Annotated in this window: 2 protein-coding genes; both read right to left on the bottom strand. The window is 67.7% G+C overall.

Features of this window, described 5'->3' with window-relative positions:
• The coding region (locus LQV45_RS28435) for an alpha-amylase family glycosyl hydrolase (RefSeq protein ID WP_230010297.1) at nucleotides 1–1,135 on the bottom strand (1,135 nt) is incomplete at its 3' end.
• Nucleotides 1,132–1,999: carbohydrate ABC transporter permease (locus LQV45_RS28430; RefSeq protein ID WP_230010295.1), on the bottom strand; the 868-nt coding region annotated here is incomplete at its 5' end. The genes LQV45_RS28435 and LQV45_RS28430, both read right to left, overlap by 4 nt.

Raw genomic sequence — 1,999 nt, 5'->3', positions numbered from 1 at the left:
CGGGCAGGCCCAGTTCCTGGCCCTGGTAGATGTACGCCGCACCGGGAAGCCCGAGCAAAGCCACGAGGGCTGCCCGAGACCGGACGCTGCCGAGCTCGCCGCCACCGAAGCGGGTGACGGTGCGGACGATGTCGTGGTTTTCCAGGGCCCACGTGGGGGCCGCGCCGTGGAGCTGCCGGGCGGCCTCGAGCTCGTTGCCGACGGCAGCCCACGCCTCCGGGTCCCAGCCGAGTTTCACGAACGCGAAGGCGAACGCCTGCTGCATTTCGTCGGCGCGGGTATAGCGGGCGGCGCGGGCCGGCTCCAGGTTGACCTCGCCCACCAGCAGCCGGTGCGGCTCGTACTTCTCGGCCAGGGTGCGCCAGCGGCGGTAGACCTCGTGGACATCCTCCTGGTCCGAGACCTGCGGATTGGACCGCAGCCCGTCCACCACCCCGCCCGTGGAGGGCGAGTCCGGCAGCCCGTCAGCCTTGAACAGGGCATGCGCGACGTCAATGCGCAGCCCGTCCACGCCCTTGTCGAACCAGAAGCGCAGCACGCCGTCGAAGTAATCGCCGACGGCGGGGTTGCGCCAGTTCCAGTCCGGCTGGCCGGCCGAGAAGAGGTGCAGATACCAGTCCTTGTCCGTCTCCGACTCGGGGTTGGCGAGGCTCCAGGCCCGGCCGCCGAAGACGCTTTGCCAGTTGTTCGGCGGGTCGTCGGCGTCGGGGCCTTCAACGAAGTGGAACATGTCCCGCTCCGGTGAGCCCGGGACGGCCGCGAGGGCCGCCTGGAACAGCGGATGCTCCGAGGAGCAGTGGTTGGGGACGACGTCGAGCAGGACCCGCAGGCCCAGCGCGTGCGCCTTAGAAAGCAGATCATCGAACCGTTCCATGGTGCCGAACAACGGGTCCACGCCGCAGTAGTCCGTGACGTCGTAGCCCTGGTCCACCTGCGGGGAGGGCTGGAACGGGGTCATCCAGATGCCGTCGACGCCGAGGGCGGCGATGTACGGTAGCCGGGCGATCAGCCCGGCGAGGTCGCCCACGCCGTCGCCGTCGCCGTCGGCGAAGGAGCGCGGGTAGACCTCGTAAATGACGGCCGACTGCCACCACTCGGGGGCCGGCGCGATCGTGGTTTCCTCTACAGGGCTCATTTGCTCGCGCCCGCGGTGAGGCCTTCGACGATCCGCCGCTGGAAGATCAGCACCATAATCACCAACGGTACGGTGACGATCACGCCGGCGGCCATCTGCTCGCCGAAGGGCGCCTGGAATTCGGTGGCGCCGGTGAACTTGGAGATCGCCACCGTGGCGGTCTGGATCTTGGGGTCGTTGATCATGGACAGCGCGATGATGAACTCGTTCCAGCTGTGGATGAAAGTCAGGATCGCGGTGGTGAAGACGCCCGGCGCGGCGAGCGGCAGCAGGACCCGGCGGAACGCCTGCCACTTCGTGCAACCGTCGATCATCGCGGCTTCCTCGAGGTCGAACGGCAGGGCCTTCATGAACGTGGTGAGGTTCCAGACCGCCAGCGGGATCGCGAAGGACAGGCTCGGGACGATCATCGCCTGGTACGGGTTGATCCAGCCGAGGTCCGTGAACAGGCGCAGCAGCGGCACCACCACGGAGATGCCGGGGAACATCGACGTCGCGATGATCACGCCCAGGATCACCGACTTGAACCGGAAGTTCAGCCGGGAGATCGCGTAGGCCGCGAACACGCCCAGGAGCAGGGCGAACACCGTGGTGGTGCCGGCCACGATCAGCGAGTTCAGCAGGGCCTGGCCGAACATGGTGGAGCCGTCGAACACCTTGGCGTAGTTCTCCAGCGAGAACGGGGCCGGCAGCAGGGTGTTGTCGAAGATGTCGGCGGTGCGGCGCAGGCTGGAGACCAGCATCCAGTAGAACGGCGCCAGACAGTAGGCGAAGATCAGCGCCAGGCCCAGATACACCGAGTAGGAACGCCACGTGCGCGGCGCTTTCGGCTTGCCTGTGTTCGATTTGCCGGGGCGGCCGACG

The organism is Microbacterium sp. Bi128 (assembly GCF_918698205.1).
The sequence above is the reverse complement of the archived record's forward strand: the minus strand, read 5'-3'. Positions and strand labels throughout refer to the sequence as shown.